Raw genomic sequence first — 7,039 nt, 5'->3', positions numbered from 1 at the left:
CGGATGAGACCCCGCGTCGCCCAATAGCAAACCTGGTAGCTTCCCTTGCAGGTAGAAAAATACTCTCATCTCCCCATCTCCCCATCTCCTTCTCTATTTTTAAATAGATCCGTTTAGGGGTTCTATACAGAAGCTTTGGAAATGAGAAAGCAACTACTGGGGTCGGCACATCCAGATATTGCCACCAGTCTCAACAACCTGGCAGGTCTCTACAAATTCCAGGGGCGATACACAGAAGCGGAACCTTTATTTTTAAAAGCATTGACTATTTTGTTTTCACAACTAGGAGAAGAGCATCCCAATACTCAGACTGTTATGAAGAATTATGGAATATTTTTGCAGCAAGTCCTTAACGAAAATCGTCAAGGGGAGTTATCTGATCAAAGGAGTTTGCAGATTATCTCCCAGATGGAGAGCGAAGAGTAGGGAGGTGATTTCCGTTCTCGGTTTGTTTTTTACCTCAGTAAAATGCAGGTCAGAAAATTAGTTAAGTCCTGTCTTATTAAATTCATAAGCAAAACTAATTACATATCCTAATTTCTCATCATCAGGTAATTGATAATTTATACCCTCATCCCAGATTATTTTGTATACAAATCGCCTTAACTTTTATGAACAAAGATTGAGAGTATATACTCCTCATTTTGTCAATAAATGTAACGAAAAATTTCCAAATTCTTATAGAATTGTATCAAAACAAGAACTTACCCTACCTTTTTTTCACATTTTCTGGTAAATATACTCATTAAGTATCAGCAATTATCCTCAAGGAGCAATACTTAATGTTCACATCTGTTAAACCCGCCGTTCGCCACATTGTCCCAGAAGACTTGAAAGGGCGATCGCTCTTAAAAGTTGTATATATCGTTCTAGAAGCACAATATCAGAGTTCTCTCTCAGCAGCGGTGCGCTCTATCAACGAAAAAAGTCCTAATTTGGCCATTGAAATTAGTGGCTATTTAATAGAGGAATTAAGAGACCCACAAAATTACGAAAACTTTAAAAAAGAAGTTTCTGAAGCTAACATCTTTATCGCTTCCCTAATTTTCATTGAAGACCTGGCCGAAAAAGTAGTGGAGGCTGTTACCCCCCACCGAGATAAGCTGGACGCTGCTGTTGTATTCCCTTCCATGCCTCAAGTGATGCGCCTGAATAAAATGGGAAGTTTCTCAATGGCACAACTAGGTCAGAGCAAAAGCGCGATCGCTCAGTTCATGCGGAAGCGGAAGGAAAAATCTGGTTCTTCTTTCCAAGATGGAATGCTGAAGTTGTTGCAAACTCTGCCGAAAGTGTTGAAGTATATGCCTATTGATAAGGCGCAGGATGCTAGAAACTTTATGCTTAGTTTCCAATATTGGTTAGGGGGTTCGTCGGAAAACCTGGAAAATTTCCTACTGATGTTGGCAGATAAATATGTTTTTAAAGATAAGAAAAACAGCTCTCTCCAATATGTTGATCCAGTAGTTTATCCAGACATGGGTATCTGGCATCCCCTCGCACCAAAAATGTTTGAGGATGTTAAAGAGTATCTCAACTGGTACAACCAGCGCCAAGACATTTCTGAAGATTTGAAAGACCCCCTCGCTCCCTGTGTTGGTTTAGTATTGCAGCGTACTCACTTAGTTACGGGAGATGATGCTCACTATGTTGCGATGTTGCAAGAGTTGGAGGCAATGGGAGCGCGAGTTGTGCCTGTATTTGCTGGAGGGTTAGATTTTTCTAAACCAGTCGATGCTTATTTCTGGGAAGTTGCTGCTAAAGGAGTTGAACCCACACCATTAGTAGATACAGTTATTTCTTTGACAGGTTTTGCACTGGTGGGGGGACCTGCTAGACAAGACCATCCGAAGGCGATCGAATCTTTGAAACGGTTGAACCGACCATATATGGTAGCTTTGCCTCTGGTTTTCCAAACTACGGAAGAATGGGAAGAAAGCGAACTTGGTTTGCACCCCATACAAGTAGCTTTGCAAATAGCTATTCCTGAACTTGACGGAGCGATCGAACCTATTATTATGTCTGGACGGGATGGGGCGACCGGAAAAGCGATCGCTCTCCAAGACCGCATCGAAGCTGTTGCTCAACGTGCTCTCAAGTGGGCAACTCTTAGACGTAAACCTAAACTGAATAAAAAAGTTGCTATTACTATTTTCAGTTTCCCACCAGATAAAGGAAATGTTGGTACTGCTGCATATTTAGATGTATTTGGTTCTATCTATGAAGTTGTCAAAGCACTCAAAGGTAACGGTTACGATATTCAAGATTTGCCAGACTCCGCAGAAGAGTTGATGAAGCAAGTCATCCATGATGCGACTGCTCGGTATCAAAGTCCGGAGTTGAATATTGCTCACCGGATGTCAGTTGCAGAATATGAAAGTTTGACACCATATTCCGAACGTTTACATGAAAATTGGGGACCCCCTCCAGGAAACCTGAATAGCGATGGCGAAAATTTATTAATCTACGGTAAGAGTTTCGGCAACGTTTTTATTGGAGTACAACCAACATTTGGTTATGAAGGCGACCCGATGCGGTTGTTGTTCTCTCGTTCCGCTAGTCCCCATCATGGTTTTGCTGCTTACTATACTTATTTAGAACAAATTTGGAAAGCTGATGCGGTGCTGCATTTTGGTACTCACGGTTCTCTCGAATTTATGCCTGGTAAGCAAATTGGAATGTCTGGAGATTGTTATCCTGATAATCTGATTGGTAGTATTCCCAATATCTATTATTATGCAGCGAATAATCCTAGTGAGGCGACTATTGCTAAACGTCGGAGTTATGCTGAGACTATTTCTTACTTGACTCCCCCTGCGGAAAATGCTGGTTTATATAAGGGTTTGCAGGAGTTGAACGAGTTGATCGGTTCCTATCAAACTTTGAAGGATAGCGGACGAGGTATTCCCATTGTCAACACTATTATGGATAAGTGTCGGATAGTGAATTTAGACCAGGATGTGACGCTGCCAGAAAAAGATGCTCAGGAGTTGACTGCTGAGGAACGGGATAAAATTGTTGGGGATGTTTATCGCAGACTGATGGAAATTGAGTCTCGGTTGTTGCCTTGTGGTTTGCACATTATTGGTAAACCTCCTAGTGCTGAAGAGGCGATCGCTACTTTGGTAAATATTGCTAGTTTAGACAGAGAAGAGGAAGGGATAACTGGTTTACCTCGAATAATTGCTAATAGTCTCAACCGAGATATTGAGGAACTTTACCAAAACAATAATAAAGGTATTTTGGCAGATGTAGAGTTAGTTCAGAGTATTACGGAAGCGACTCGTGCTGCTGTTGCTGCATTAGTGAAACAACAAACCGATGCTGAAGGTCGAGTTTCCATGGTTAGCAAACTCAATTTCTTCAACATGAGGAAAAAAGCACCTTGGATAGAAGCTTTGGAAACAGCAGGTTTTCCGGATGTTGATGCGGAACTTATTAAACCTCTGTTTGAATATTTGGAATTTTGCCTTGAGCAGGTTTGTGCTGATAATGAGTTGGGTTCCCTGTTACGAGCGTTGGAAGGGGAATATATTTTACCCGGACCTGGTGGCGACCCTATTCGGAACCCCGATGTTTTGCCTACTGGTAAGAATATGCACGCCCTCGACCCCCAGTCTATTCCTACTGCTGCTGCGGTTAAGTCGGCAAAAATTGTGGTTGACCGTTTATTGGCGCGACAGATGCAAGAAAATGGTGGGCAATATCCAGAAACTATCGCTGTTGTGTTGTGGGGAACTGACAATATCAAGACTTACGGTGAATCTCTCGCTCAGGTAATGTGGATGGTAGGTGTGAAACCTGTACCTGATGCTTTGGGTAGGGTGAATAAGTTGGAATTAATTCCATTGGAGGAATTAGGTCGTCCGCGCGTTGATGTCGTGATTAACTGTTCCGGTGTATTCCGAGATTTATTTATCAATCAAATGAACCTTTTGGATAAAGCTGTGAAAATGGCAGCGGAAGCAGAGGAACCCGAAGAGATGAACTTTGTGCGGAAGCACGCTCTCAAGCAAGCGGAAGATTTAGGAGTAAATTTACGTCAAGCTGCAACGCGGGTATTTTCTAATGCTTCCGGTTCTTATGCTGCTAACGTTAACTTGGCAGTAGAGAATAGTACCTGGGAAGATGAGTCAGAATTACAGGAAATGTATTTGAAGCGCAAGTCGTTTGCGTTTAATTCTGACAACCCAGGAATGATGGAAGATAACCGGAAAGTGTTTGAGTCAGCGTTGAAAACTGCGGATGCGACATTCCAGAATTTAGATTCGTCGGAAATTAGTTTGACGGATGTGAGTCATTATTTTGATTCCGATCCGACAAAGATTGTAGCGACTCTCCGAGATGATGGTAAAAAACCATCTTCTTATATTGCGGATACGACAACTGCCAATGCTCAGGTGCGGTCATTATCTGAGACAGTACGTTTAGATGCGCGGACAAAAATGTTGAATCCAAAATGGTATGAGGGAATGTTGTCTCATGGTTATGAAGGAGTGCGGGAGTTGTCAAAGCGTCTCGTGAATACTATGGGATGGAGTGCGACTGCTGGTGCCGTTGATAATTGGGTTTATGAAGATGTGAATGAGACCTTTATTAAAGACGAGCAGATGCAGCAGCGGTTGTTGAATTTGAATCCGCATTCGTTCCGCAAGATGGTGACTACATTGTTGGAAGTGAACGGTCGCGGTTATTGGGAGACGAGTGAGAGTAATTTGGATAAGTTGCGTGAGTTGTATCAGCAAGTAGAGGATCGGATAGAAGGGATAGAGTAATTAATGGATAATGGATGATAATGAAAGTTATCTCTAATTATTAATTATCCATTGGTAGGGTGGGTGAATATTTGCTCACCTTACTTTTGAAAGTAAAGTCTGAAAAACTATCATTTTTGCCTCAAATCGCTGTCGAGATACTCCCCTATATATCATAATACCCCACCAAAGCAAAAAACATAAAACATATGATGGGTGAAAATGATTACCTGCATCTAATATATTAGCAAGTATAATCGCACTACCTAAGCTAACTATAGAGCTAATGATAAGACTAATGACGGTATATAAATCTAAGAATGGGGGTTCAACTGTTGCAACTGTTGAAAGTCGAATGCGTTGCCAAACTTTCCGAGGAAAGTGTCCAGTTAAATTACTTTCTGTTTCCATATCAGCTCTTTGCCAGCCAACTCTACTGCAAAACAATTTCCATCCTTGCTTATTATTTTTCGTTTTACTCATAGAAATCTGATGAATTTCCTTTTGGACAGAAAAACCAAATTTGCCTTTGCTATTTTCTGCCCAGAGATTGTCAATGGTACAAAGGTCTGTGTAAGGAAAGTTTTCTATATGCTTGAAATTCAGCCATCTTCCTGTTCCCTTTTGCTCTGAAACTTTTACCATACAAGTAATAGTTTCTTCATCTGCCTCTTTCCATTTTCCTTGATTAAGCAATCTCTCTAACCTAATGTAGCCACAAGGATGCGTTTTTTTTGGTGTGGGGTCGTCGTCCTTCTTAGGCTTTTTTTTTCGTTTATTTGGGACTATGCCAAAAGTTGAAAATATTTCCAACAATTTGCTAATTTCGCTATAATCATCCAAGTTAAGAAGAAATATAAACTGAAACTTATTTAGATAATTTAGGTCTCTAGGAACATCCTTGATACCAGCTCCAGGTAGAAATATAGGAATAATGGATATATTTTTCTTGCGACTACTTATATAACGATTATGTAAATAGTCTATCTCTTCCTCTTGCCATGGTCCTACACCATTTGTTCCAATAAAAAAGAAAGCAAGATTAGTTTTATCAAGTGCTTTATAGAGTTTTTTTTGCCATACAATTCCTCCTTTAAATTGATCTTCATCGAACCATGTGATAAAACCCCCTTGTTCAAGTTGATGTGCAATAATTCTAATGCTATCTTTATCACGACTGTTATGACTAAGAAAGACATCAAACTTTTCTGTTTCAGCCATTAACTATCTTCCTTTTTTCAAGATTCAACACCAGCAATTTGAGCAAGAAGTTCCTCGGCAATTTTTTCAACGGCAGGTTTGTCCTGACTATTGTGGCAAAGGAAAACATTAAACTTTTTTGGATCAGACATTTATATGTTAGAGTTTTTAATATTGGTTGAGTACAATAGTGTAGACTTGCACCCGAAAGTGCTACAGACTACAAGTCAAAAAACGGCGCGTCAAGAGAGAAAAATCATATTGATTGCTAGTCCTCCAATGTAGTTTTTCTCCTATTATTCTTAGTCGTTTATCCACAACAGGGAGGTGTCCTCTTGGAGCTGCAAGATCAAAAGTAATATCATCGTAAGATAACCATCCTCCACTAAACCCCCAATCTCGCTGTTTTTTCCATCCTACTTTCTGTACAAATAATTTGTAAGCATCTTTGTTCAGTTTTCCCAATATATTTCCAGTACCAATATAAATTTCCTTCTGAACACTAAACCCAAAACGTTCATTACTGTATTTGAGCCAAAGTTTATTTATTCTGTGAATGTCATCACAAGGAAGCCTGTCTATATCTTCTGCTCCCAGCCAACCTTCATTTGTACGTCCTACAAGTTGTAACAGATGAAAACAAGTTACTGAATCTGCTAATTTCCACTTTCCCAAACTAAGCTGTTTCTCTAATTCCTCTAAATTAGAGTGACTATAGTCATTTTCAATTCCCAAGTGGGAAAGAAAGCCACGACTTACAGACTCTATTATAGACGAACTTTGTTGAGGGAGATGTCCTAAAGGTGCTTTTTTATCATCAAATGTTAGTTCATCGTAAAGCTTTCGCTGCCCCAACCAGTTGTACCATCCTACTTTCTTACAAAAGCACGTCCACTTTTCCGCTGTATTGTACTCTCTATATCCCACCATTCCTTCCCAAAATTCGGTTTCACCTGCGCAATCTCTAAGATAGATTTCCTGTTGGATTGGCAAAGTCTCACCGCTGCTCGTGCAGCATAGCGACCTGCTGGTTCATGTTCATATTCTATTACTACCTGAAATATTCCAGGAGTCGATGTTTCCCGTGT

5 protein-coding genes and 1 pseudogene are annotated in these 7,039 nt (G+C 40.4%); 2 read left to right on the top strand and 4 right to left on the bottom strand.

The genetic code is table 11. The features are described from left to right. The first annotated feature begins 141 nt into the window (after window positions 1–141). Both F6K13_RS11625 and F6K13_RS11620 read left to right on the top strand, forming a co-directional pair. On the top strand, window positions 142–426 hold the full coding sequence (locus F6K13_RS11625) for a tetratricopeptide repeat protein (protein WP_124142893.1): 285 nt from the start codon (window positions 142–144) through the stop codon (window positions 424–426). A 356-nt stretch (window positions 427–782) separates the two neighbouring features. Further along, window positions 783–4,772 carry a magnesium chelatase subunit H gene (locus F6K13_RS11620; RefSeq protein WP_287287425.1) on the top strand — a complete coding sequence of 1,330 codons (3,990 nt, stop codon included), beginning with the start codon at window positions 783–785 and terminating at the stop codon, window positions 4,770–4,772. A 75-nt stretch (window positions 4,773–4,847) separates the two neighbouring features. Here F6K13_RS11620 and F6K13_RS11615 read toward each other — a convergent pair whose 3' ends face one another. The 4 genes and pseudogenes from F6K13_RS11615 to F6K13_RS35780 form a co-directional block, all read right to left on the bottom strand. Then, window positions 4,848–5,972 (bottom strand): GUN4 domain-containing protein, encoded by a 1,125-nt coding sequence (locus tag F6K13_RS11615; RefSeq protein WP_124154221.1) that lies wholly within the window; start codon window positions 5,970–5,972, stop codon window positions 4,848–4,850. A 17-nt stretch (window positions 5,973–5,989) separates the two neighbouring features. Continuing rightward, window positions 5,990–6,103, bottom strand: a complete 114-nt coding sequence (locus F6K13_RS11610) for a toll/interleukin-1 receptor domain-containing protein (RefSeq protein WP_240041533.1) — start codon at window positions 6,101–6,103, stop codon at window positions 5,990–5,992. 61 nt (window positions 6,104–6,164) lie between these two features. Then, on the bottom strand, window positions 6,165–6,881 hold the full coding sequence (locus tag F6K13_RS11605) for a GUN4 domain-containing protein (RefSeq protein ID WP_287287423.1): 717 nt from the start codon (window positions 6,879–6,881) through the stop codon (window positions 6,165–6,167). A gap of 53 nt (window positions 6,882–6,934) precedes the next feature. Then, a pseudogene (locus F6K13_RS35780) lies at window positions 6,935–7,039 on the bottom strand (hypothetical protein); the annotation flags it as partial.

Origin of the sequence: Okeania sp. SIO2B9 (assembly GCF_010672505.1) — a bacterium.
In the GTDB taxonomy this organism is placed as follows: domain Bacteria; phylum Cyanobacteriota; class Cyanobacteriia; order Cyanobacteriales; family Microcoleaceae; genus Okeania; species Okeania hirsuta.
This window is presented reverse-complemented; position numbering and strand designations above follow the sequence as displayed.